Annotated in this window: 20 protein-coding genes and 1 tRNA gene; 6 read left to right on the forward strand and 15 right to left on the reverse strand. The window is 40.3% G+C overall.

Going from position 1 to position 23,217, the window contains the following annotated elements; all coding sequences use genetic code 11:
- Positions 1-172: 172 nt before the first annotated feature.
- Positions 173-246, reverse strand: a tRNA-Val gene (locus tag I8752_RS00905).
- Between the two features lie 212 nt (positions 247-458).
- Between I8752_RS00905 and I8752_RS00910 the strand changes: the two genes are divergently transcribed.
- Entirely contained in the window at positions 459-1,235 is a 777-nt protein-coding gene (locus I8752_RS00910; protein WP_214430431.1) for an SDR family NAD(P)-dependent oxidoreductase, read from the forward strand.
- Between the two features lie 42 nt (positions 1,236-1,277).
- On the opposite strand, the gene I8752_RS00915 is transcribed toward I8752_RS00910, so the two are convergent.
- The 8 genes from I8752_RS00915 to I8752_RS37900 all read right to left on the reverse strand — a co-directional run bounded on the left by I8752_RS00915 (position 1,278) and on the right by I8752_RS37900 (position 9,296).
- Positions 1,278-2,057, reverse strand: a complete 780-nt coding sequence (locus I8752_RS00915; RefSeq protein WP_214430432.1) for a photosystem II S4 domain protein — start codon at positions 2,055-2,057, stop codon at positions 1,278-1,280.
- A 260-nt stretch (positions 2,058-2,317) separates the two neighbouring features.
- Positions 2,318-2,818 (reverse strand): hypothetical protein, encoded by a 501-nt coding sequence (locus I8752_RS00920; protein WP_214430433.1) that lies wholly within the window; start codon positions 2,816-2,818, stop codon positions 2,318-2,320.
- A gap of 244 nt (positions 2,819-3,062) precedes the next feature.
- On the reverse strand, positions 3,063-3,440 hold the full coding sequence (locus I8752_RS00925; protein ID WP_214430434.1) for a hypothetical protein: 378 nt from the start codon (positions 3,438-3,440) through the stop codon (positions 3,063-3,065).
- Between the two features lie 336 nt (positions 3,441-3,776).
- The gene (locus I8752_RS00930; protein WP_214430435.1) at positions 3,777-6,026 is read right to left on the reverse strand and encodes a TolC family protein; all 2,250 of its coding nucleotides are present in this window, start codon (positions 6,024-6,026) and stop codon (positions 3,777-3,779) included.
- A gap of 117 nt (positions 6,027-6,143) precedes the next feature.
- The gene (kaiC, locus tag I8752_RS00935; RefSeq protein ID WP_214430436.1) at positions 6,144-7,700 is read right to left on the reverse strand and encodes a circadian clock protein KaiC; all 1,557 of its coding nucleotides are present in this window, start codon (positions 7,698-7,700) and stop codon (positions 6,144-6,146) included.
- A gap of 92 nt (positions 7,701-7,792) precedes the next feature.
- Entirely contained in the window at positions 7,793-8,107 is a 315-nt protein-coding gene (gene kaiB / locus I8752_RS00940) for a circadian clock protein KaiB (protein ID WP_214430437.1), read from the reverse strand.
- Positions 8,108-8,212: 105 nt separating this feature from the next.
- Positions 8,213-8,794 carry a circadian clock protein KaiA gene (locus tag I8752_RS00945; RefSeq protein ID WP_214430438.1) on the reverse strand — a complete coding sequence of 194 codons (582 nt, stop codon included), beginning with the start codon at positions 8,792-8,794 and terminating at the stop codon, positions 8,213-8,215.
- 376 nt (positions 8,795-9,170) lie between these two features.
- The gene (locus tag I8752_RS37900; RefSeq protein ID WP_263985265.1) at positions 9,171-9,296 is read right to left on the reverse strand and encodes a hypothetical protein; all 126 of its coding nucleotides are present in this window, start codon (positions 9,294-9,296) and stop codon (positions 9,171-9,173) included.
- Positions 9,297-9,445: 149 nt separating this feature from the next.
- Here I8752_RS37900 and I8752_RS37120 point away from each other — a divergent pair, with 149 nt between their 5' ends.
- Positions 9,446-13,000 carry an ATP-binding response regulator gene (locus I8752_RS37120; RefSeq protein WP_225895371.1) on the forward strand — a complete coding sequence of 1,185 codons (3,555 nt, stop codon included), beginning with the start codon at positions 9,446-9,448 and terminating at the stop codon, positions 12,998-13,000.
- 144 nt (positions 13,001-13,144) lie between these two features.
- Here I8752_RS37120 and I8752_RS00955 read toward each other — a convergent pair whose 3' ends face one another.
- The gene (locus I8752_RS00955) at positions 13,145-15,043 is read right to left on the reverse strand and encodes an ArnT family glycosyltransferase (RefSeq protein ID WP_214430439.1); all 1,899 of its coding nucleotides are present in this window, start codon (positions 15,041-15,043) and stop codon (positions 13,145-13,147) included.
- Positions 15,044-15,389: 346 nt separating this feature from the next.
- Positions 15,390-16,019, reverse strand: coding sequence for a hypothetical protein (locus I8752_RS00960; protein ID WP_214430440.1), 630 nt, complete (start codon positions 16,017-16,019; stop codon positions 15,390-15,392).
- Positions 16,020-16,683: 664 nt separating this feature from the next.
- Here I8752_RS00960 and I8752_RS00965 point away from each other — a divergent pair.
- The 3 genes from I8752_RS00965 to I8752_RS00975 all read left to right on the forward strand — a co-directional run bounded on the left by I8752_RS00965 (position 16,684) and on the right by I8752_RS00975 (position 19,044).
- Positions 16,684-17,016, forward strand: coding sequence for a DUF565 domain-containing protein (locus I8752_RS00965; protein ID WP_214430441.1), 333 nt, complete (start codon positions 16,684-16,686; stop codon positions 17,014-17,016).
- Positions 17,017-17,182: 166 nt separating this feature from the next.
- Entirely contained in the window at positions 17,183-18,238 is a 1,056-nt protein-coding gene (locus I8752_RS00970; protein WP_214430442.1) for a glycerate kinase, read from the forward strand.
- A 377-nt stretch (positions 18,239-18,615) separates the two neighbouring features.
- The gene (locus I8752_RS00975) at positions 18,616-19,044 is read left to right on the forward strand and encodes a hypothetical protein (protein WP_214430443.1); all 429 of its coding nucleotides are present in this window, start codon (positions 18,616-18,618) and stop codon (positions 19,042-19,044) included.
- A gap of 26 nt (positions 19,045-19,070) precedes the next feature.
- Here I8752_RS00975 and I8752_RS00980 read toward each other — a convergent pair whose 3' ends face one another.
- Both I8752_RS00980 and I8752_RS00985 read right to left on the reverse strand, forming a co-directional pair.
- Positions 19,071-19,403 carry a type II toxin-antitoxin system RelE/ParE family toxin gene (locus I8752_RS00980; protein ID WP_214430444.1) on the reverse strand — a complete coding sequence of 111 codons (333 nt, stop codon included), beginning with the start codon at positions 19,401-19,403 and terminating at the stop codon, positions 19,071-19,073.
- Positions 19,387-19,677 carry a type II toxin-antitoxin system Phd/YefM family antitoxin gene (locus I8752_RS00985; RefSeq protein ID WP_214430445.1) on the reverse strand — a complete coding sequence of 97 codons (291 nt, stop codon included), beginning with the start codon at positions 19,675-19,677 and terminating at the stop codon, positions 19,387-19,389. The genes I8752_RS00980 and I8752_RS00985 overlap by 17 nt, the downstream gene beginning before the upstream one ends.
- Before the next feature lie 194 nt (positions 19,678-19,871).
- Between I8752_RS00985 and I8752_RS00990 the strand changes: the two genes are divergently transcribed.
- On the forward strand, positions 19,872-20,261 hold the full coding sequence (locus I8752_RS00990) for a hypothetical protein (RefSeq protein WP_214430446.1): 390 nt from the start codon (positions 19,872-19,874) through the stop codon (positions 20,259-20,261).
- Between the two features lie 116 nt (positions 20,262-20,377).
- Here I8752_RS00990 and I8752_RS00995 read toward each other — a convergent pair whose 3' ends face one another.
- Together I8752_RS00995 and eboE are read right to left on the reverse strand one after the other, a co-directional pair.
- The gene (locus tag I8752_RS00995) at positions 20,378-21,751 is read right to left on the reverse strand and encodes an alkaline phosphatase family protein (RefSeq protein ID WP_214430447.1); all 1,374 of its coding nucleotides are present in this window, start codon (positions 21,749-21,751) and stop codon (positions 20,378-20,380) included.
- 193 nt (positions 21,752-21,944) lie between these two features.
- Positions 21,945-23,168, reverse strand: a complete 1,224-nt coding sequence (gene eboE / locus I8752_RS01000) for a metabolite traffic protein EboE (protein WP_214430448.1) — start codon at positions 23,166-23,168, stop codon at positions 21,945-21,947.
- Positions 23,169-23,217: the final 49 nt, after the last annotated feature.

Below are 23,217 nucleotides of genomic sequence, written 5' to 3' on the forward strand. Positions count from 1 at the left end.
AAACTTGATTTACAACTCCAAAACTTGATTTACAACTCCAAAACTTGATTTACAACTCCAAAACCTGATTTACGAGCAGGTAAGTAGATGAGCCAGCGCGTTATTAGATTATGCGGTTGTATATGTGGGTAGATTATTTTTAATCTGATTGACTCACACCTTACCAGTTAAATGGACGTAACTGGATTCGAACCAGTGACCTCTACGATGTCAACGTAGCGCTCTAACCAACTGAGCTATACGTCCTTAACTACACGATTTAGAATCATAGCATATCTTTTCTCTAGAAGCCAAGTCTAATATTTGGAAATTGCGATCGCTATTAAAATTTCAGAAAGTTAGGTAAACGACTGCGTGCTAGTTTTACCTCTGTTGGTATATAACTCTAGTTAGTTCTAAATCGAAGAAAATATAGTTTATATTTATAAGGTCAATAAGAAAAGTTTTATATAGATAGAATGCCAACTGCTCTGATTACCGGTGCTTCTGGTGGTATCGGTAAAGCTTTTGCTCAAGAACTAGCTGCACGTCAAACAAATCTTGTTCTAGTTTCTCGTTCTGAAGAAAAACTTAATCAACTAGCAAAACAACTACAAGAACAATACAAAATTCAAGTAGACGTTATAGTTAAAGACTTAACAGAGGCTAATGCACCAGCTGCTGTATTTGATGCTACTAAAGCCAAGGGATTAACAATTGATTTATTAATCAATAATGCTGGTTTTGGTGACTATGGAGACTTTTCCCAAAGCGATAGAGAACGGCAAATCAAAATTGTACAATTGAATATTCTCGCATTAGTAGATTTAACTCATCGATTTATATCTGTAATGCGACAACGCCGTTCTGGCAGCATTATTAACGTATCTTCAATTACTGCATTCCAACCTATGCCGTATCTTTCTGTTTATGCTGCCAGTAAAGCTTTTATTGTTAGTTTTAGTCAAGCACTGTGGGCAGAAAATCGTTCCTATGGTGTTCGCGTGCTAGTTTCTTGTCCAGGGCCTATAGAAACCAACTTTTTTACAGAAGCTAATTTTCCTTCAGTTTTAGCAGGAAGCACAAGTCAAATGTCTACCACTGAAGAAGTAGTACGCGAAACTTTAAAAGCTTTGGAAAATTGGCAGCCAAATGTTGTGATTGGTGATACTACCACTCAAATTAGAACTATTTTAGCTCGCATAGTACCAAGAAAAATTCTGCTGAATATGTTAGCAAAAAAGTTTAAAGTTTAAGACAGTTAACAGTTAACAGTTAACTGTCAACTATTAACTTATTTACATATACCTTGTTAATTGAACTCGGTATCTGTCTTTTTTCGTAACTGCAATTTCGCCAACTTCTAAACGTCCTTTGCTACGAATGGCGATTAAGTCGCCTGGTTTGACTTGAGAACTAGCTTGAGTGACTTCCTTCCAATTAACGCGGACATCACCGCTATCAATTAAATCAACCATTTTACTGCGGGACATACCAAAACCAGCAGATGCGATCGCATCTAATCGCAAAGAAGCCTCTACAGTAGTTAGTTCTTTTTTCTTCGGTTCTCGAACTTTTAACTCATTGATATCAATGGGCTGAGTTTTGACTGGCACAGAGCGCACCTGTTTGAGATTCATTTCTAAAAATTCTGCCAACTCTGGTGCTACAATTGCCTGCGCTCCTCGTTCTCCCAGAACAATGATATCTCCTGTCTTTTCGCGGACTATTCCCGTTCCCAGCATTGCACCTAAAAAATCGCGGTGAGTGGCGGTATCAAACAGGAAATTACCAGCGATTTCAAGTGCAACAAGGGCGACTTGAGATATATCTAAAGGAACTTCCGAACGAGCGATCGCAATTCTTTGGCGTTCCGCTTGCGGATATCCGCCCCAAGAGATTAATTGCACCTCTGTTAACCGACTAAAAACCCGTTGAATTTCTGCCAATTCCGGAGGAGACAAAAAATCCGTCAAAACCACTTCCCAAGTTTTGATGGCTTGGTCTGCTCGGTCAATTACACGAGCTACACTATCTCGATTTTCTACACCCTTTAAAAGTTCTTCTCTTGGCAACATTTGAACAAGTTATCAGTTATAAGTAAGCATTTCATGTACTACAAGTTTCTTAATTCTAACTTCAGTTAATAGAAGGCAGTCCCGATGAAAAAATTTTCATCACCATGCATGAAAAAGGAATATTCCCTACACCCCACACCCTACACCCCACACCCTACACCCTTTTTCAAGTCAGGGAGGTAAGAGGAGCAAGCAGAAAAATAACAACTGACCACTGACTCTTGTACAGACGCGATCGATCGCGTCTCTACGACAACTGACTATTTTTGTTCGGCATACCCCTGGATATTTTCTGGTTCAAACTGACGTAAAATCCGGGTTGCTTGCCGAGTTAAAGTTTCAGAACCCTGAACCACAATAATGTATTTCCCCACATCTAAGCGGTTGCGGTAGGGTAAGGCATCACCACTGCCCACAACTAGACCAACTCCACCACCGACAAACACACTACCTAAACCACCACTGGCAGCGCCTAGCAATCCTCCGACGATGTGATTACCAATTTCACCTGCCCAGGCAAAGGTATCTAAGCCAGTAATGACGCTAAAAGTAAAACCTGCAAAAAAGCCGAATGGTACGAGCCAGAATGCCATTAGCTTTGCTTGATTTTTAGCCTGCTCTTTGGGGTCAATCAAGCCGAACTCATCAGCAGTTTTATACCCCTTGCCTAAGATAGTACTTTTTATAGCTTCTTTTTCTAAGGCCAGGTAAGCAGCTTCGGCTTGAATACGGTCTGGTAATACGGCAACAAGATAATTCATTATTTGACAATGGCTGTCTAAATAGAGTTTTGCTTTATCCTCCCATATCCCTAGGTTAAGAGATCGTACTAATTTTAGATTTTAGATTTTGCAATTCTGCACTGTGTTGTAGCAAGTAGCGGGATTTTAGATTACAAGTCTCCATACATAACTGTTTTAGGAATGCCAAACAATATTGCTTAAACAACTCCAAAAGATAAATTATCCCGCTTGTACTTATTGACACTCATCAGCTATTATTCATCTACTTTAGCAAGTCTAATGGCTCACAAAAATTGTTAACGCCTTGCTTGAGGACATATATTAATACTGGCGTTGCCAGCATCTTAGGAAATGTCGGCATTGTTTTTAGGTGTTCCATCATCCCCTGAAGGGAACTGTTTGCTAAATCTTTTCGATATTCTTGTTCGCAAATAACTGCACGCCACTTTCTAGCTAGAGCATCTAACCACTCTGAATTTGCTCTTTCTGGTTCTTGTCCTGACCGAATGGCTAACGTCATCGCTGCATCTTCTAAATCTCCCTCACAGTCCTCAATCAAATCCAGTGCTTCCATAGCTATTGGATCGTCTGCTAATTGAGAGCGAAACAGTGCAATTTCTTGGGATGTAACTTGAGTCATGAGTTTTTTATAAGTAGAGCAGTCGATCGCACAGCTATATTATTCCAAATTTTGACTGTCTATCTTAGCACTTTAATTTTTGTACTATAAATCGAATTTTGCTGCTAATAATTCTTCTTCAAACGCAAGTGTATTTTGTCACACTTTTGCTTTATGGCAACTGTTGTAAAACATCCATTTAACAACAAAATTTTTATGTATTAATACATAAAAATAATAAACTATGTATTTTCTAATACTATATTTTTGAAGCGAGCGAGAAAAAATAGTCAAAAGTCCTTAATTTCTAGTCATTTTTCTTTTGTACAAGTATTAAGGACTAATGACTAATAGCTACTAGGGTAATGCCCTAGAGGTGACAGACCTTTGTAATTGAGCCAAAGCGCGGTTGTAATCCAAAATCGCTGTGACTCGATTACCTTCGGCTCTTGTCAGGTCGTTTTCGGAGTTAATGACATCGGTTTGAGTACCGACACCAGCTTGGAATCGCAAACGCGCTAAACGTAAAGCTTCTCTAGCCTGTTCTAAAGCCGTATTGGCGGTTTGAACGTTCTCCAAATTAGATTGCTGGTTAGAAAAAGCTTGTTCTACTTGAAAGCGGATTTGATTGCGTTGCTCGGCAAATTGAGTTTCTGCGATCGCAATATTAGCCTTAGCTTGAGCTGCCCTTGCTCTTGATGCTCCCCCATCGTATAAATTCAGGTTAGCTCTCACAGCTAGAGAATAACCGTCAGTAACGTTGACATTGTCATTAAACTGATCTAACAAGTTGTAGCTAGCTACCAAACTAATCTGAGGCCCCAAATTTGCCAGAGCTTGTCGGCGCTGTTGCTCGTTAATATTACGTTGTGCTAACTGCTGTTGTAGTTCGGGACGATTTTGAAAAGCTAGGATGATACTTTGTTCTAAAGTTTGGTTCCAAAGACCTGCTAATTGCACGGGATCTGCTGCACTGATGTTTAGTGATTGGGCTGTACCGATCCGAGTTGCTAACTGCCGACGGGCAATTTGCTGCTGCGAAATAGCATTAGTCAGGTCTTGTTGAGAATTTGCTAAATTAACTTGCGATCGCAACACATCAAACCGAGTACCAACGCCAGCTCTTTCTAAAGCTTGGGCATCTCGCAAACTCGCTTGAGCATTCTCTACAGCTGACTGGGCAATACGTACCTGTTCGTCTGTTTGTTGCAAATTGTAGTAATCAGTTGTGACATTCAGACGGATTTCCTCAGACTGGCTCTCTACTGCTAATTCATAAAAACGCACCTGTTCCTCAGCTTGTCTGATGCTAGCTTGCCGTCTCCCAGAAGTATACAGGTCATAAGATAGTTGTGCTTGACCTGAGAAAGAAGTACTAGGTTTATCTCCTGGCGTGGGTATACCTGTTTGTTGTTCTTGTTGTTCCAACTGTAGTTGAGTTGCAGCATCCTGACTGCGAGTGATATTAGCACTAATACCAACAGTGGGAAGCAAAGCCGCTTGTGCCTCGCGTAAAGCAGCTTGAGAGCGTTGTAACTCTAACAACGATACTTGTAAATCTCGATTGTTGCGCCGTGCGAGTTCCAAAGCCTGTGCTAAAGTTATCGGTTCAGTTCCTTGAAATGTTACTTCCTCTGGTTTGGTAGGAAATTGTAAAGGATTTGGGTTGGAATTAAGCTTCTCAGGAACTTGTACGCGATTAGCAGGCACGGGAGCCACTATTCCTGGTTGAGTAGGAGTTACGACTGGATTAGCAGGTGCGGGAGTGACTGTTTCTGGTTGAGTAGGAGTTGTAGCTGGACTGGTAGGGACAGGAGTGACTGTTTCTGTTTGAATGGGATTTAGTTGCGAACCAGCAGGCGCAGGAGTTGAGGTCGTGTCAGAAGTGGGGGTATTATTCTCAACCACCAATTGTCTGCTGAGATTTTGGTGTTGGCAAGCTTTTGCAGTCAACAGCAAAGCAGCCGAAGTTCCCTTTTCCTGCGAACAATTCTCTACTTCCAACAGCTTTGCAGATCCTATTTTCCTTAGCGTCGTTTGTAAAACTATCGGCAACTGAGTTGTTGGTTGCTTGATTGGTACTGCTGATTGCTGTAAAGAAGATAGGGAGAAAGTTGCTTTGCGAACAGAATGGTTTTTAGAGTCAAAAGTAGGAACAACTATTTTTTTCGATTGCTGAACGGAACTAGCTAAGTTCCTCTGTTTTTTATTACTTGTAAAAGTATCCTGTTTTGGCTGTTGAGAAGAATTTAAGGCAGATATTAAACTCAAAAATCGACCATCATCTTTCTTAGGTATTTGTTCTCTAGATAAGCCAGTATTTACAGGCGAAATAACTGGATCATCTTTACTACTTAAATTTTTAATACTTAGCTGTTGCAACCCAGAATTGGGTACTAGGGATAGCAAAGTCTTAGTTGTAGTATTTGGCAATTGTGTATGAATATTACCTGCAACTATTTGACTATCAGTAGAAGTCAAAATACTAAAAGAAGATATCCCTTGTACGCTGTTTACCTGCATTGGCTTTGCTAAAGCAGGCTGGGTCGTTAATACTGCTACTGTAACACCAGGTAAGAAACTATGAAATAATTGCTGTCTTTTCACCGCATCCCCTCACGCAAAAAATCAATCTAGCGGCAGAAAACCCTTCTTCACCACAGAATATAGCACGATACTAAATTTAGGAGAGAATATACTACGATACTAAATTCAAGAATAAATTCAGGAATCAGAACTTTGCTTGTCTTCAAAACTTCTAACTATGCGAGACAGTTCTGCTTTTTCATCGATACTAACGCGGCTAGGAGCGCCGCTGACAATTCGCTCGTAGTTGCGGAAAGAATCTTTAATTTGGGGGCCTTCAGCAGTGATATTGTACTCACGTATACCTTTATCATGCCACGATCCCCGCATTTTAAATACATTAATTGCTCGTGACATTTCTCCCCGAATTTCTACGTACTGTAACATCAAAATTGTGTCAGTAATCGTGGAAATATGGGAATCAGTTATTGAATGAGAACCCATAAATTGCTCGGTTGTGTTAGTAAAAAAACCAGTAATTTCTTCTTGTTTAGCATAACCAGTAACACCGATGACAAATTGCCGAAAAGCATTATTGCTAACTCCTCTTGCTAGTGCTGATAGAGAGTCAATGGCAATACGAGAGGGTTTAAAAAACGCAATTTCTGACTTGATAATTTGTAAATGATCCTCTAAACCGGTAGACTCAGGATATGTACAAATTATTTTGAGTAAACCTTGATGTTCTAATTCTTCAAAATCAATTCCCCAAGAATAAGCGTTACGAGATAGTTGAGCGCGTGATTCTTCATAAGCAAATAAAAGCGATCGTTCGCCATGAACGCAGGCATTCTGTAAAAATTTACTAACTAACAGTGTTTTACCAGTACCTGTGGCTCCAGTTGCCAAAATAATAGAATCTTTAAAGAAACCACCACCACACATTTCATCTAGAGTTTTGACTCCAGAAGATACGCGCACATTAGAAGACCTTTGAGTTAAACGCATTGCTCCCAAGGGGAAAATATTAACTCCTCCATTGGTAATTGTGAAAGGATATTCTCCTTTCATGTGAGTTGTACCGCGCAATTTGAGAATTTCAATTGTCCGACGGCGACGTTCTCCTTCTAAAACGTTACGCATAATTGCCACATTATCGGAAACAAATTCTTCCACTCCAAAAGAAGCAACAGGGCCGTATTCTTCGCTGCGTTCGGTAGTAATAATAGTGGTGACATTTAGTTGTTTCAGACGTGCAACCAAGCGAAAAATTTCTCGTCGCACTACTCCTATCGCTTCATATTGCTGAAATACTGCTGTAATTGAATCGATTGAAACTCGTTTTGCTTTGTATTTGCGAATAGCATACTGCAAGCGTTCAATCAGTGCTGAAAGGTCAAAATTTCCAACTATATCTTGACCTTCTGGGTCGGGAGAAGCATCGAGAATAAATAACTTGCCTTCATCAATAAGATTTTGCAAATTCCAACCAAAAATATAGGCATTTTTTATAATGTCACTGGGCGATTCTTCAAATGTGACAAATACTCCTGCTTCATCAAAATAAGTAATCCCATTAAAGAGAAACTGAAGAGATAATAAAGTTTTGCCCGTACCAGAGGTGCCGCTTACTAGAGTAGTTCTACCAACAGGTAAACCTCCATGACTAATATCGTCAAAGCCCTCTATCATTGTGCGAATTTTTTCTACACCCCCGATTGGTGTGTTATTTTTTTGTCGATCTTTGTCGTTCATTGCTCGATAATAAACGGTTGCTGAACCCAAGTTTTATATAGTAGTTGCTATCTGATTAATTTTTTTATGATTGAGGTATGATTGAAGTTGTTTCACTCTTCCCAATCTTCTTCGCTCAGCTCTTCATAAAGCAAATCTAATCCAATTAACACTCTTTCTCGATCTGAAAGGTCACCAATAATTTTGCGAACAGGTGGAGGCAAAATTTTAGATAGTGTTGGCGTAGCTAATATTTTATCTTCCTCAGCTAGCTGCGGATTTTTTAGTACATCAATTACCTTTAATGCATAGACACCTTGAAACTCCTGCTCTAAGATGTTTTTAAGTATTTTTAAGGCCCGTACAGAGTTTGGCGTGTTCCCTGCTACATAAAGCTTGAGAACGTAAGTTTTTCTGGCTTTATTCATAAAGGTACAGGCTTAAGCACAAAAACGAAAATACATTATCAACCGATAAGTTTGAGATAAGATGCAGTTGTTATTTTTGAGCATTTTAACTGCGAGAGATTCCTTTTATTTAGAAATCGCAGACCTGTAGACTTCACACAGATGAGCTAGAATATCTATGAGTGTCAATCGGTAATCAAGTAATGCTTCATCACTCCTTCCTTCTAATTTTAGCTGTTTAGAAAATTCTTCAATTAGCTCCATATGAATTTCGATGATTTGGGGCACAGGAATATTAGCACAAAATACCGCATTTATAAATTTATCAATTTTTTCTTTCAGTGTTTTGTCTGTAGTAAAGTAATCTATAAGAATCTTGCGATAATCTGATTTAAGTTGCTGCAACAACACCTGCCGTTCGCCGTGACTCATTTGCTGAAAAATCTGCTGTGGTTTTTGCTCTTGACAAGCAAACACATAGAAATATTGCTCAGTAATATTTTGATTAAAGTCTGGTTTTAACCACCTCAATAAATCCTGGTTTTTCGTTGTGGTGTCCGCAACCAGAGGCCAAAGGTACAATTGAGCAATGTCAGACTGGCTAAAGCTATACACTCGATCTCCCAATCTTGTTTGGATGACTAGCCTCACCAGATTATCTAAATTTTTTTTAACATTTGAGATGAAAATCAATACGGGTAGTAACATTTATATATCTATATATCTTGTTAGTCACCCTGACCAATACTCGTACATCTGTTTTGGATAGTACTTGGCGCACAGTGAAATTATGAGTTTACCTCCAGAAAATGTTCTGTGTCGGTACATCAATCTGGTGGCTCACTCAACAATTGAGTGGAGCAAGTGGGCACTAAGATTTTAGGAGGTCGTTGTGAGATGTTTGTTGTAGAGGATACCCTACATAATTCGTGATTTGCATATGCATATCTGTCTCAATATAGATTTTTTGTTAACTCCTTAATAAGATATTTAAACCAACTTAAAGTATTGTCGCATTTTAAATCATTATAATTCCTCAAGGTTCTAAAGCGAATTTTTGAAGCCATAATTGTTTTAGCCGTACCTATGGTCGAGAAGTTTCAACACCAGTATGACACTGGCAAAATGTTTTCCAAAAGTTCAAAGCGGTAAAAGAAACCACCGCTGCGATCGCAAGCGAACCCAAAAAGCCATGTCTATTGAGAATCAAGCCAATTGTTTCAATGGCGTTGAAGCTATAAAAAGAATCGTCTATATAGAGTCTTCTTAAAGGATATTGCCTCAGGCGTAATAACTATCTACTCAAATGCTGGTAGTGAAGCCGGAGTCTGTCAAAGGAAGAATGACCCCCTAAGCCTTATGTCAATGCTACAGTGTCCGCTTTATGACTTTCTGGCAATCGTACCTAGCTGCGTAGAAACAAGTTCTCTAGCAGCGGTGTTGGATATATTTGAGAAAGAGCAGTGCGATCGCTTGGTCGTAGTTAACCAGCAACAATATCCTATAGGGTTGGTATATTCTGCTCAATTGACTCAAAAACTCTTAACCGCAGCTTGGGGCGAACAGTCTCTAAAATTCCAACAACCGCTGTCAAGCTCGGTTGAAAACTTGATTGAGCCAATCCAAGCATTACCAGCAACTGATTGTGTAGAGCAGTTTAGCTTGTTTTTAGGTAGCCAACAAAGTCATACCAACAAAAACCGAGATTGGGCGCTGATCGATCGAGATGAAAAATTTTTGGGGTTAGTAGATAGTCCGCGCCTGTTGAGATTGTTAGCTCAGGAAAAAGCAACAGTTGGTGCAGCACAAACCCTCTACTCAAATACCCAAAGATCGCGGCAAACAAAAGGCGCTTCCCGCAAAAGTAGTGTTGGCGTGAAAAGCAAGGGGCGATCGCTCAAAGCAAATCCCCATCAACCATTGGTAGACAAACCGCTGGTACAACTTCTGGAACGATTGCCATGGCCTTTAATGTTGCAAACGGGTACAGGTGAAGTAGTAATTCAAAACCCAGCTTGGTGGGAACAACTGGGAGTATTAAAAGACCCCGAAGGAGTTCGGCGACAGGTAGAGGAAATCTTGGCTCCCGCCCGTGCCAAACAACCAGAATACGCCAACCAAAATGCAGGTAAAATTCCTCACAATAGAGGCTACGAGCGCGAGAGCGAAGAAGCTACAACGATGAAATTTCATCTTGGAGAAGATAACTTCGCTTTGAAGAATGAAACTTTAGCGCGATCGCCAAATTTACCCGACGAACAGTCAGCAACTGCGGGTAGTACATCCACTCGCTGCTTTTTAGATGGCCAGATGGGTACTTGTACCTGCGTTGTCGAAGTTAAAAACGGTCAGGAGCGAGTCTGGCAGTTTGCCAAAATTCCTTTAGATAATACTGATTTAGAAGTTTCACTTGGCGAGAAGTTGCAAGGAGAGTTGGCCTTTGGGCAAACTTCGCTAACTCAGCAACGTCAGTCCACTCAAGTCGGGAAACCCGGCCACGTAACTGGCTCCTCAACACTCAGCAACGCCAGTCGCCTCAAGTCGGGAGACCCGCCCACGGCGCTGGCTCCTCAGCACTCAACACTCAGCGAGAAGTTGCGTGCGGGGGTTCCCCCCGTTGAGCAAACTTCGGTGACTCAGAACTCAGCACTCAACACAGACCTCTGGTTAGTATTAGCCACTGATGTGACTGAGCAACAACAGCTTTGCAAAGAACTAGCAGCGAAAAATGCCGATTTGATTCAACTAAATCGGTTAAAAGATGAATTTTTAGCTTGTATCAGTCACGAGCTGAAAACTCCTTTAACCGCTGTTTTGGGATTATCGCGGTTGCTGGTAGATCGGCAGCTAGGAGAACTCAACGAGCGTCAAGCTCGTTATGCCGGACTAATTCATCAAAGCGGTCGCCATCTAATGAGTGTGGTCAATGATATTTTGGATTTGACCCGTATGGAGACGGGACAGATGGAGTTGGCGCTAGTGCCAGTCAAAATTCGTTCGGTATGCGATCGCGCTCTATCAGAAGCAAAAGCTGTTCATACTCAGAGCATCAAAGCTACATCTACCAGCGAACCGGAAGCAGGACGTTCATCTTCTCCCGAATTCACGCTGTCGATTGAACCAGGGTTAGACCAAATCGTAGCAGATGAGTTGCGCTTGCGCCAAATGCTGATCCACCTGCTCTCCAATGCCTTTAAATTCACTGAAACATCTGGCGAAATTGGTTTGCGCGTCAGTCGTTGGGAAGGATGGATTGCCTTTACAATTTGGGACACAGGTATTGGTATTCCCGAACACCAACAACACTTAATCTTCCAAAAATTTCAGCAGTTAGAAAATCCCCTCACCCGTCAATTTGAAGGCACTGGTCTAGGACTAGTTTTAACTAGAGCGCTGGCTCGCCTGCACGGAGGTGATGTTAGCTTCCTATCTCGTGAAGGCAAAGGCAGTCACTTTACACTTCTGTTACCACCAAGTCCTCCAACAACAGGTTTCGCCGAGTCAGAGATGGCAACAACGGCTGATAAAGAAACCCAAAACATGGGGAGACAAATTTCTCCTGCGGCACGTCAACGCGTCACTACAACTGCCCAACCTCATCCCACTTGCTCGCAACGCCTAGTGCTAGTAGTTGAAGCAGTAGCCAAATATATAGAAGATTTGACGGAGGAGTTGAAAAATTTAGGTTATCGGGTCGTGATTGCCCGTTCCGGAACAGAGGCAGTAGAAAAAGCCCGTCGCTTGCAACCAAAAGCTATATTCCTAAATCCCTTGTTGCCGCTGTTATCTGGTTGGGATGTGCTGACATTACTAAAATCGGATGCCGCGACTCGTCACATTTCTGTAATTTTGACAGCAACCGCAGCAGAAAAAGAGCAGGCATTTGCTAACCAAGCCGATGGTTTTTTGAGTTTGCCAGTCGAACATCAGACTTTAGCTCCACTATTAGAAAAGTTATGTGCTGCACCAACAATTCAGCAACCAGGAGTTGACAGTAGTGAAATCATCTCCACAAAAAATCCCCTGCGAATTTTAAGATTAGTTAATCCAGCTTTAGAATCTGTCAATCCCCACCCCTCCTTGCGAGAACATCGGGTAATAGAAGTAGATGACTTAGATCAAGCAGAACTATTAGCGCGAGTTTGGCAGTTCGATGTAGTTTTGTTGGATGTAGAACATTCTTTAGCGCAAATTCACTTACAGCAGTTGACTCAGCATCCTCGCTTGACTGCTTTACCGCTGGTAACTTGTGATGTCGCAACTACTTTGGCAGCTTCCCAGATTCCTGGACTGTCTGTATATCCTTGCTTAACACCTATTAACCAAGAGCGCAGCGACAAACCAGATGCCCTCTTGTCAGTACTACAAATTGCATCTGGAATCTGTTATCCACCGAGTATTTTAGTGGTAGATTTGACGATGCTGCGCGATTTACCACAGAGTCGGCGCAAACAAGGTAAAGGCGATCGCACAACAAAAAACTCCTCAGATAGTAGTGAAACTAGCGAACGCGGATCTGAGTGGTTCCAAGCTTTAATTCAATACCTTCAAACAGCTGGTTTGAAAGCAGCAATGGGCAACTGTTGGGCAGAAGTATTACAACAAATTCGCCACCAAAGCGTTGACTTGCTGCTAATTTACTTAGGAGAATCACCCATTCATAAAGAAGTGCTTAAAGCACTCAAAGCATTGGAAGATTTACCTTTTATCTTGCCGCCAATTATGGTAATCGACCAGAAATTAAATCGCATACAAATAAATTCCCGATCTGAGTCGCAGCAAAAATTGGAGTCAGTAGAAAATATGTTAAGTGCGATCGCTACCCATATATTGCCTCGCTCGATATCTATGGAAGACTTATTAAGTCACATTAATCAAGCTTTAGCCGTCAAAGGACAATATGAAAATTCTTAAAAAAGAATTCCGAATTTAGGAGTTACGTGTAATGTGAATTGAGCGATGAAATCCTTGTAATTTTGTCGATAGTTCCAAAACCAAAATTTTTAACAAGTATTGAAACCCTTATGGGACAAGAGGGGTTTTTAATTCCCGTAAGGGTTACGATATATTTAATTTTTCATGTTTCATTTTTTTAAAAGAAACTCGAATTAATTGATAAGCACCTTTTGCAGCTATATTTTCATAATCATCTGGCTGAAAATTCATTTTGACAATGTTTGTTTGTTCGGCCAACATCAGCAAAGAGGGAGGCTTGATTGGTTGTGCAGCTTGGTTATTAATCAAACTCACAGCATCTCTAGTCAATTTAATAAAATTTATCTGCTTGTGAGAGTAAAACACTACACTTGGCTTTTTGAAGCCAACCATGAGTAATTCTTCATTTGGTTGTTGGGCTTCTACTATAACAGCAGATAACTCTCTTAAAGGTAGCTGACGTTGGCGATCCATCAAAAATGTAGTGGGCATTAAGACAAAGCTCAAAAATGCGACGAATACCAGCAAATTCACGCCGATAATAGAGTGCCAACGGCGAACAATGATTAAAAATGCAATGATAATAGCACTGGAGAGTAACAACAAACCTCCCACCTTTGGTAAACCAGAATTATCTATGAGTAGGCGGAAGTCGGGTGCAGCTTGATCTCTACCTAATAGTTGGGATAAGTGAAACATTGCTACTGCCAATGCTGATAAAAATACAACATTTAGCCAACTACTCCAGAGAAGTAAGGGAGATGAGGGAAATGAGGCGATCGCTTTTTCTCCTGTTCCTTGTGTCACCTGGTTTTTACTTTGGAAAAAGTCGCTCCACAATAAGGCCACCAAGATAGCTGACGCTGGCATTAAAGGTAAAACGTAGCTAGGGAGTTTAGTTACAGCAACAGTAAAAAAGCCAAAGACACCCAAAAACCAGATGCAGGCAAATAAAGCCAATTGCTGAGAGCGTTCTTGAATCAGCCAGTGCGATCGCTGCCACAACTTCAGTCTGACTATTGCCACAGGTAGGTATACTGAGTACGGAGCAAAGCCCAGTAACACCACTATAAAGTAAAAAAACCAAGGTGCTGAGTGACCATTAACTACCTCTGTAAAGCGTTCCAGGTTGTGATAACCAAAAAAGGAGTTAATGTAATTCCAGCCATTGCGCCAAATCACTAGCACGTACCAGGGCACTGATAAACCCACAATAATCAGCATCCCCAACAAAAAACGCATTTCTCGCAATACTTCTCTTAACTTGCCTACATACAGTAAAAAGGCAAGAATAATTAGCCCAGGCAAAACAATTCCCACAGGCCCTTTAGTTAAAATCGCCCCGGCAATCAACACATAAAAAGCCAAATACCACCCATTAGGCAATAGAGATCGGGCACTACTCGCTCCCCTCTCCCCCTGCCTCCCCTGCTTCCCCTGCTCTCTTCTCCCCGCGTATCCCAAAAAAAAGCATAATAAGGCTGATGCCACACAGCCAGTTAGCAACATGTCTGAGACACCCGTTCTTCCCCAGACAATCATCTCAGGGTTGAATGCCATCATTGCTGTGGCTACAGCAGCCCCTAAATAGCGGCGAGTCGGACGCGAAACTTTTTCTAATTCATCTTGCTTTGCTAGATGCCACTGTACGGTGTAAAAGGCCAAACTAATTACTGCAATTGCAGCCAGTGCTGAAGGTAGACGCACTGCCCACTCATTCACCCCAATCACTGCATAGGCGATCGCTTGACACCAATAGATTAAAGCAGGTTTATCGAAACGAGTTTCGCCATTAAAAAAAGGTGTAATCCAGTCACCTGTAACAAACATTTGCCGGGAAGCTTCAGCAAATAGTGGCTCTGTTTCATCAATCAAGCCAATATTACCTAAATTCCATACATAACCTACCCAACCAATTAGAATCAACCACAGAATTGATACAGTCACAGCGAGGGCCGGACGCTCTACTATCTTGTTGAACCACTGGTCAACAGTACGGGAAAAACTCAATTTCGTTCTCATCAATTACTCAGTCAATAGTCAATTTTAATAGTCAACAGTCATTAGTTATTAGTCGTTGACTATTCATCTTTTGTTCTTTTTAAAGGACAATTGCCTATAAGGTACGAGCAAAATTATTTTCGCTGTTACCCTTTGCCTACTGCCTATTCTCTATCTGAAGGGCTTGGTAATTTCTGCTTTTCGCTTCATGCTTGACCGTTGACTATTGACTTTTGACTATTAGACCTACGAGCAAAAGTGCTTTTTGCACTCTTGTGGTCAAAGGGACTCATGTTAAAGGGGAAAGGGAAAACACAAAAACCTTTCCCCCTTTCCCCTTACCCTTTTCCCGACTTATGCAAGAAGTTTATTGACTAAGTACCAATATCCATTCTTGCTTTTGAGAATTCCAGTTTGGTAAAGAAGTTTCTCCAACAACATATGGCCCCCAGTAGCGCCGGGTTCCGTCTTGTGCGAATGCAACTAAAATATCTCCTTTCTCTAGCTTTAAGTTTCCATTAGGTAAAGAAAGAATCAATCCTTTATTACTACCTTCTTGGGGATCGAAATCCCAATGAGCTGGAAGATCGTAGTTAGTTTTTCTAGTAGCGCTTTTCACCATTGATTGCCGTGCCAGTAAGGCCAGTCGCACAGGCTGGTTTGTTTGATTGCTCATTCGCAAAGTTCCCTGATGCTTACCATTGCCAATCGTTCCTGGACTAGCTGCTAAGACGGAAGTAGTTTTGCTATGACTAAGTTCTATAGGGTTGCTTAAATTGGTTGTTGGACTGGAGACACGAGCCAAAGTACCTGTTTGAGATGAAACAGGCGATGCTGGATTGCTCTCTATCTCAAGGGCGGTATTAGATACTGAGGAAGTGGTATCTGGATTTGTGGACTCCAAAGATACACCTAGCCCCCAGCATCCACATAGTAACCCAAGCAGCCCTAACGAACAAGCAGTAATAGCAGCGTTGCGATACACTGAAGATTTCATATTGATAGTTATTAGAAATAAAAATTTGTTTAGGCTTGACCAAATAGTAGCCTATTATTCAAACGTGGCAATCATGGAAATTTGCTTATTCGCCTACTCTCTACTCTCGTAGAATTAGGGTATGTAATGTATCATAAATATCACTTGAAAGAAAAACGATCGGCGCGAATAGTTACCTTGATGCTTAAATAAAAAAAGACATAAATTCCTAATTGTTCGTCGATTTTTGCTGATTATGCTGAAATCAGCAGAAAAATCTGATACATAAATAGCTAATTAATTCGTAGAAACACAAAAACTTATTTTTGTGAGTCACGTAGTATGAGTAACAAGGTATCTTTTGTTAAAGCTCCATGTTTATCCGTAAAATATTCTTAACATTTTTTAACAATCTCTTTGCCAATTAGCTAGTGCGGCTTGCTGCGATCGCGGAAAAATATACTTGGCAGTTTGTTTCGCTACTTAGATGACAGAATGTATAAAGTTTGATATGCACGGAAAAATCAGTAAATATTTACAATAGTATTTAAGTTAAGCTTACGCTAAAGTTGACGGTTTCAGTATAAAAATAGTTCATGAAATCTTGATTTTTGGACGTTCCTTACACCCGCTCATTCTTAGAGAACTCCAAAAAATAAATTATTCCGCCTTCAGTCTTGGGATTATGCAAAATACTCGTCTCAATAACTTGTTTGATGCCATTGCTAGAACCCTAGGACAATGGTTTGAAAATCCTTGGCGGCGGCTATCGCTATTAATAATTAGTTTTTTGTTCGGTTTTTTTCTGGGATCGGCTATTTCCACCTCAGCGGGACAAAGGGCAGAATTAGATATTTGGGCAGCTGCGGTTTTAGTGCTGTTTACAGAGGTTACTAGCAGGATATTTTACAGTCGGAGTTTTTTTGCTAGACGATCGCTCCTCTTAGAATCACTCAACATTTTAAAAGTAGGTTTAATCTACAGCATGTTTATCGAAGCCTTTAAGCTGGGTTCGTAATTCGTAATTCGTCAGGACTTACGCAAAATTAAGAAAAAATGAACCGCAAAGGGCGCAAAGGGCACGAAGTTATAAGAGTTTCAGAGAGTTATTGCGTAAGTCCTATTCGTAATTTGTAATTCGTAATTTGAGACATGCTTCAAAAAATCCTGGTTTGGTATAACAGATGAATTCGTGGCTAAATAAAATTTTGGTAAGGGATGCGGTAGACGCAACTACACAATTACAAGCACGAAAAGCAGCGCTAGCGGATACTTGCAGGGCGAAAGTTTTTGGCATCACGCCGACAAATGTAGATGAAGTTATACAAATGCGATCGCATTTACTCAAATCTGTTTTGCCAGCATTTAGTCAGTTCTGCCAAACTAGCCTCCACAAACCGCCCCAAGAAATGCTAAGTGTTTTGTGGGATTTGTGGCTACCTCTGGGTATGAAACTAGCGTCACACCGCCAAAAATTAGGGCATCCTCTAATTCAGGGAATTTTAGGAGTACAAGGAACGGGTAAAACCACAATGTGCCAAGTTCTGACCTTGATTCTCCAACAGTTAGGATACCGTACCTTGAGTTTATCTTTAGATGATTTGTATAAAACTTATAGCGATCGCCTCGCTTTAACTCAGCAAGACCTTCGGTTGATTTGGCGCGGCCCTCCAGGAACCCATGATATAGACTTAGGCTTAAATTTACTCGCTCAAATTCGCCAAGGTGAGAGTCCTGTAATAGTTCCCCGCTTTGATAAATCTGCTTATGGCGGCGCAGGCGATCGCACTACTCCAGAAATCGTCACAAATGCAGACATTTTGCTATTTGAAGGTTGGTTTGTCGGCGTGCGACCAATCGACCCAGATGCATTTAATAGCGCGCCACCGCCAATTATTACAGAAGAAGATAGAGCATTTGCCCGCGAGATGAATCGTCGGCTAAAGGATTATTTACCATTATGGGAGCAATTAGACAGCTTAATTGTGCTATATCCCACTGATTACCGTTGTTCTTTGCAGTGGCGCAAACAAGCCGAACAACAGATGATTGCTGCTGGCAAATCGGGGATGACTGACGAACAAGTTGAGGAATTTGTTAATTACTTTTGGCGATCGCTTCACCCGGAATTATTTATCAAACCATTAGTTCAATCTTCCTCAGCAGTTGATTTAGCGATCGAGATTCATCCCGATCGGAGTTTTGGGGCAATCGATGGCAAGCGGCTTTATAAGAACTAGTGCCTGAAACTGTCGAGACGTTTATTTGCCTTGCAACGATCTGAATTAGCTGCGATCGCCTTTGAGTGTTTCCTGTTAGCAAGGGAATTTGCCGAAAATCTGATCTGAGTATCTATGATTTTTCATAAAATGCAGAGTCTTAAGTGATTTTCTGAAAAATTTAAGTACAATTACTTAAATAGCTTTTCCTATACACAAACCTTCAATGAGCAACTGTTTAGCAGCTTTTGGTACTAATAATTGTCAGGGAAGTGTGATTTATAGTTGCGAGATCCAAAAGGCATTGATAAGTTGAAACGCAAACATCATAAGCCTTTTGGCGGTTTTTCTGTCGTTACATCCAAAAGCCGACACAATAAATTAGGAGTTTTTTTGTCGTGAACGCAGCTGAACAGGCAACTAACCTTGAACTCGCCAGCAATATTGCTACAGCAGTGAATTTATTCAAATTTGAGTTTCCCGATGCGAAATCGGATCTCAAGCCTTGGAAGAACGATCCAGAAACCAGAGAATTAGTCGATCCAGATTCTATAGACATCGGCTTTCACTTTCCTGGTATTAGCAAATCCTGGCGCAGTCGCAGTATTTTAATTCAAATCCGATTTTATCAAGATCCCATAAATAATTTACGCCGGGCGATCGGTATAGAGGTAGCTGGATTTGACCATCGCGGTGAGGCTTGGCGACTTTCGACTGTGGAAAACTGGAGTTTTTTTGGCGAATCTTTGCCTTCTAGTGAAGTTGGCGAGAAGCTAAAACAAATTTGCCGACAGATTTTAGAGGTGTTTAATAAACAGGGTAATTAAAAGTTTTAACAGTTCTCATTCCTTTTTTATTCTTTTTCTTCGTCAACTTCCTCAATTGTGAGCGAAGCTTGCGAACTGTGACGCACGTGAAGAACAAAAACTGTATCTTCTCTAATCGCAAACAAAATTCGGTACTTGCTTCTTGACTTACCGTAGATAAGCTGGCGGATTTCCTCAGTAAAGCTATCATTCTCTGGAGCCAAAGCGCAGCGTCGTGGATTTTTTTGTAAAGTTGCAATAGTATCCATTAATTCCCGAAACCATTTATCGGCATAAACAGGATTGCGCTCTTTTAACCAAGAATAAGCTAACTCAATTTCTGCATTTGCCGTTCGAGTAGTTCTAACTTGAAATGCCATACTTTTGTCGCATTTCTTGTTCAAATTCGCTCAAAGTAGTGGTTCTACTTGTTTCCACATCTTCAAGTCCTTGTTTGATTCCAGCTATAGTTTCCAACCGTTCTAAAGCATCAAGCAGCTTTTGGTAAGACTTAGCATCTTGAACAACAAGTTCGGCTTTACCGTTAACCGTCAGCACTACAGGTTTTCCTGTCTGCTTCATCTGCTCTAGGAATTCTAGTGTATTGCGTTTAAAGCTGGAGAGCGAATGAATTTCTCTGCTGATGTTTATCATTGGGTTAATTATGCACTTAATTTGCACTAAATTTAATGCTATTGTACCTAAAAACTTTTTGTAGAGCTGGTTTTTTAGTTCCTAAACTCCTATTCTTAAATGACTTGAACTCAGAAGAAAGTCCGGTTTTGAGGTTTAACTAAGTGAGACAAATCGCGTTTGGGGTTACAATTTCTATATCAATGGAAAAGTATATGAACAAGATAGAGTTGGAAAAAAAACTAAACAATGGAGAACAATGGGGGTTTATTAAAGAAACAGATAGTCATGAATACTTGGGCTGGATATTAATTAATAAACTCCCAAAGATGACATTTACACCTCAGAGAAAAGATTATTCAGAAGAATATCTTTATTTAATTGAACTCAGAGAAGCCGAAAAAAGAGAAAAAACACCATATCATGTACTTATCAAAGAACTGCGGCGAGATGTTCATGAGAGTGGAGAATATGAAAAAGGAGACGATATTAGACACAAAGAAAATTATTATTTTTCTTGTATAGATGAAGTAGAAGAATTTATTGAAAAATTAGGATACAACTTTGACAATATTAAGCATCGAAGCGACATAGATGCACCTTGACTAAGGTGAGGATTTTTCACAGCGACTATCTTTAGTGTTAATTGATTTAGCTATGAGATTGAATTCACTACCCAGTAGCACTACTTACTTTAACTACTAACTTTGGACTATTGATTCTAGAGTGTTAAATGATTGAGAATTAATGAGCAAACATCAGTCGCTGCAATTGAATTTTGCTCGACTAACTGAGTTTGATGAGTTATAAATAGTGGCCCTTCAGATGGATAATTGGTCATGTGACCGTGAGAACCACGTACTAGTGAAGCATTTAGAGGAATCACATCCATTAAATAGCGAAAACCGAGTTGTTTCTTCAGCAATTTGAAAGCAACTTTTACTTGGGGAATCTTCAATTGCGGATCGAGAAAAAGTTCTACAGGATCGTAACCGGGTTTGCGATGGATATCTACAGTTCTAGCGAAATCAGGCGCTTTCGCATCATCAAGCCAATAATAATAAGTAAACCAAGCATCAGACTGAGCGATCGCAACTAATTCTCCCGATCTAGAATGATTGAGATGATAGGCTTTTTTACCCTCTTCATCTAATACCTGCGCTACCCCTTCAATTCCTTCTAAAATAGAGCGAACTTTCGGAATGTACGCCGCATCATTGACATATATATGAGCAATTTGGTGATCGGCAACAGCAAAGGCAATGCTAGCACCAAAATCAAGCAGTTCTCGTCCTAATTCTTCTCGCACGGCAATTAAATTATTTTCTCGTAGCACGCGGTTCAAATCCACTGACTTGGAAACTGGAGTAATACCATACTCTGAAAGAATAATTATCTGAGCGTTACGTGCTTGATAATATTGAATTAAATCGCCACAAACAGCATCAATTTCTTGTAAATCTGTTTGGATTTGTTTTTCATCGCTACCAAATTTTTGCAGACAGTAATCTAAATGAGGTAAGTAAATTAGTGATAGTGTCGGGCTGTAGCGTTCCTCAATCCATTTGGCTGAATTGGCAATCCATTGGCTAGAAACAATTGAAGTATTTGGCCCCCAAAAGTTAAATAGAGGAAATTGACCTAAATCAGATTGTATTGGCGATCGCACATCGGCAGGGTAAGTATAGATATCAGGTAGTTTTCTGCCATCTGCTGGGTACATTGGGCGCGGGGTAATGGCATAATCTACAAAAGAGTACATGTTGTACCACCAAAAAAGGTTGGCACAAGTAAAGTTGGGGTCGATAGATTTAGCGATTTCCCAAACTTTTGGTGCTTGCACAAGTTTGTTAGACTGTCGCCAAAACTTCACTTCACACTCATCTCGAAAGTACCAACCATTAGCAACAATTCCATGTTCGTCAGGCAATTTTCCGGTTAAATAAGTAGCCTGAACAGAACAAGTTACAGCAGGTAATATTGGTGCGATCGGCACTATTTGCCCTTCAGCTGCCCAAGAAGATAAAAACGGCGTATTTTTTCCTAGTAAACTGGGCGTTAACCCCACAACGTTTAAAACAACCGTTTTCTGCATAAACTTAATGCTCTCTTATACCATTTTGGATTGGAAATTGCTTAGTGTATCTGTGTTCTGTGAATCCACATACCGCAAGCATTTTGGAAATTAATACTAAAGATTAACTTCATAACAACCAGATTTTATAGCGGTTCCCTAATTACGAATTACGTAGACGCGCTCTGCGCGGCTTCCCGAAAGGTATTACGAATTACGAATTACGAATTAATTTTAATATCCATTCATATTCCCGCTGAATAGAAGTCAGCAAATCTATTTTCATTTCTGATGGCAATACATCCCACGTGTAAGTCTCAATTTCTAAATGTTGGCAAGCATTATTTGTTTGAAGTAACTGCAAAACAGTAGTAATATCGTCTTGCGTCGATTGCAAAATTTGATAATCATGAATAAAAATTGGCACATGAAAGTGAGTGCGCCATTCTTCAGCTACAGATTGCTCTAAATGTGGTAATGCAGTTACTAAGTCGGGATAATGATATAGCGTACCGTCGCTGCGACGTTCTATCACTTGGTGAAGATAAGTAGATTCAGCAAAGGGACGTAAGCGCTCAACTATTAAACTACGTTTTTCAGCTTCAGCAGATAATTTTACTTGAATTGCCGCACTGATTTGAATCTTGCCAATCTTAATTCCTGCGGATTGCAAACGCGTAAATACTGATTGAGGCTGCTCGTATTCAACTGAAAAATGACAGGTGTCGTAGCAAATACGAACATGTTCTAGCAATTTACTTTCGGCTAATTGCCGTTCAATCTCGAATTTTTCTGATAAATAGCTACCGGCAATCGGCAATAACCAATTTTGATAAAAATCAATTATTTCCGATGTGTTTTCAATTAATCCATCAGGTTCCGGTTCTAAATCTATATGCAGCAATTTTCCTGTTTCTTCGCGGATACGAATCATCTCTACTACAACTGCTGCAAGATTAAAACAGCTATTTTTTAGAACTGTTTCACTAGTTGCTTGGTCTTCTTGCCACCAAGGTTTATAAGATAGAGGTAGTGTAGAAATTCCACCATCCAGCCCTTCTGGTAACAAAGTTGCTATAACTTTTGTCAAGTTTAATGTATAGTTAACTCGTTCCTGTGTTGACCAGTCTGGGAGATAAACTTGGTCTTTTACTACCTGTCGATGAAATCCCCCATAAGGAAATCCATTTAAGGTAAAAACGTATAAATCTTCTTGAGTTAGCCATGCTTGAAACTGAGCTAAATTGTCACTTTCTAAAAGTTGTTTTGCAGCAATATCTGACAACCTCAAACCAATTCCAAACGGTGCTTTAGGTGATAAACGTGACTTGAGTTTGGGAATATAATTTTCTAAATTAGCAAAAACCTCTAACCAAGTTTCCCCAGGATGAATATTGCTGCAATAAGTTAAGTGAAAGTTATTTTTTGTGATTTTCATGATAAAACTTCACACTCAGATGAGGAGATGTAGAAAGCGGACATGATAT

It is taken from the genome of Dendronalium phyllosphericum CENA369, assembly GCF_016056275.1.
GTDB lineage: Bacteria > Cyanobacteriota > Cyanobacteriia > Cyanobacteriales > Nostocaceae > Dendronalium > Dendronalium phyllosphericum.

What these genes read in the sequence shown, in the direction of transcription:
- I8752_RS00910 (WP_214430431.1), top strand. Translation starts at nt 459, where the DNA reads ATGCCAACTGCTCTGATTACCGGTGCTTCTGGTGGTATCGGTAAAGCT.
- I8752_RS00915 (WP_214430432.1), bottom strand. Translation starts at nt 2,057, where the DNA reads ATGTTGCCAAGAGAAGAACTTTTAAAGGGTGTAGAAAATCGAGATAGT.
- I8752_RS00920 (WP_214430433.1), bottom strand. Translation starts at nt 2,818, where the DNA reads ATGAATTATCTTGTTGCCGTATTACCAGACCGTATTCAAGCCGAAGCT.
- I8752_RS00925 (WP_214430434.1), bottom strand. Translation starts at nt 3,440, where the DNA reads ATGACTCAAGTTACATCCCAAGAAATTGCACTGTTTCGCTCTCAATTA.
- kaiC (WP_214430436.1), bottom strand. Translation starts at nt 7,700, where the DNA reads ATGAACGACAAAGATCGACAAAAAAATAACACACCAATCGGGGGTGTA.
- kaiB (WP_214430437.1), bottom strand. Translation starts at nt 8,107, where the DNA reads ATGAATAAAGCCAGAAAAACTTACGTTCTCAAGCTTTATGTAGCAGGG.
- I8752_RS00945 (WP_214430438.1), bottom strand. Translation starts at nt 8,794, where the DNA reads ATGTTACTACCCGTATTGATTTTCATCTCAAATGTTAAAAAAAATTTA.
- I8752_RS37120 (WP_225895371.1), top strand. Translation starts at nt 9,446, where the DNA reads ATGTCAATGCTACAGTGTCCGCTTTATGACTTTCTGGCAATCGTACCT.
- I8752_RS00955 (WP_214430439.1), bottom strand. Translation starts at nt 15,043, where the DNA reads ATGAGAACGAAATTGAGTTTTTCCCGTACTGTTGACCAGTGGTTCAAC.
- I8752_RS00960 (WP_214430440.1), bottom strand. Translation starts at nt 16,019, where the DNA reads ATGAAATCTTCAGTGTATCGCAACGCTGCTATTACTGCTTGTTCGTTA.
- I8752_RS00965 (WP_214430441.1), top strand. Translation starts at nt 16,684, where the DNA reads ATGCAAAATACTCGTCTCAATAACTTGTTTGATGCCATTGCTAGAACC.
- I8752_RS00970 (WP_214430442.1), top strand. Translation starts at nt 17,183, where the DNA reads ATGAATTCGTGGCTAAATAAAATTTTGGTAAGGGATGCGGTAGACGCA.
- I8752_RS00980 (WP_214430444.1), bottom strand. Translation starts at nt 19,403, where the DNA reads ATGGCATTTCAAGTTAGAACTACTCGAACGGCAAATGCAGAAATTGAG.
- I8752_RS00985 (WP_214430445.1), bottom strand. Translation starts at nt 19,677, where the DNA reads ATGATAAACATCAGCAGAGAAATTCATTCGCTCTCCAGCTTTAAACGC.
- I8752_RS00990 (WP_214430446.1), top strand. Translation starts at nt 19,872, where the DNA reads ATGAACAAGATAGAGTTGGAAAAAAAACTAAACAATGGAGAACAATGG.
- I8752_RS00995 (WP_214430447.1), bottom strand. Translation starts at nt 21,751, where the DNA reads ATGCAGAAAACGGTTGTTTTAAACGTTGTGGGGTTAACGCCCAGTTTA.
- eboE (WP_214430448.1), bottom strand. Translation starts at nt 23,168, where the DNA reads ATGAAAATCACAAAAAATAACTTTCACTTAACTTATTGCAGCAATATT.